At 59.7% G+C, this 955-nt stretch carries 1 protein-coding gene; it reads right to left on the bottom strand.

The window, feature by feature from the left end; translation table 11 throughout:
* Positions 1-14 precede the first annotated feature (14 nt).
* The coding region (tuf, locus tag E4Q23_RS23145) for an elongation factor Tu (RefSeq protein WP_169068755.1) at positions 15-955 on the bottom strand (941 nt) is incomplete at its 5' end.

The raw sequence follows: 955 nt of genomic DNA, 5'->3' as shown, positions 1-955 counted from the left end.
CGTCTTTCTTGAACCTACTCGATGATTTTTGCAACCACGCCGGCACCGACGGTACGGCCACCTTCGCGAATAGCGAAGCGCAGGCCTTCTTCCATGGCGATCGGCGCAATCAGCTTGACCGTCATCTGGATGTTGTCACCAGGCATCACCATTTCAACACCTTCAGGCATCGAGATGGCACCGGTCACATCCGTCGTGCGGAAGTAGAACTGCGGGCGATAGTTATTGAAGAACGGCGTGTGACGACCACCCTCTTCTTTCGACAAGACATACACCTCACCCGAGAAGTGGGTGTGCGGCTTGATCGAACCGGGCTTGGCCAGCACCTGACCGCGCTCGACGTCTTCACGCTTGACGCCGCGCAGCAGAACACCAACGTTGTCGCCCGCCCGACCTTCGTCGAGCAGCTTGCGGAACATCTCGACGCCGGTGCAGATGGTCTTCACCGTCGGCCGGATACCAACAATCTCGACTTCTTCACCCACCTTGACGATGCCGCGCTCGACACGACCGGTAACTACCGTACCGCGACCGGAGATCGAGAAAACGTCTTCGATCGGCAGCAGGAACGGCTTGTCGATCGCGCGCTCGGGGGTCGGAATGTAGCTATCCAGCGCATCCGCCAGCGCCAGCACCGACAGCTCACCCAGCTCGCCGAGGTCACCCTCAAGGGCCTTTAGGGCAGAACCCTGGATGATCGGCACGTCGTCGCCCGGGAAATCGTACTTGGAAAGCAGCTCGCGCACTTCCATATCCACCAGCTCGAGCAGCTCGGCATCATCAACCATGTCGCACTTGTTCAGATAGACAATGATGTACGGTACGCCCACCTGGCGGGCCAACAGAATGTGCTCACGCGTCTGCGGCATCGGACCGTCAGCGGCCGAGCACACCAGAATCGCGCCGTCCATCTGCGCGGCACCGGTGATCATGTTCTTCACGTAGTCAGCGTGAC

This window comes from Candidatus Accumulibacter phosphatis, assembly GCF_012939955.1.
Lineage (GTDB): Bacteria > Pseudomonadota > Gammaproteobacteria > Burkholderiales > Rhodocyclaceae > Accumulibacter > Accumulibacter delftensis.
The sequence above is the reverse complement of the archived record's forward strand: the minus strand, read 5'-3'. Positions and strand labels throughout refer to the sequence as shown.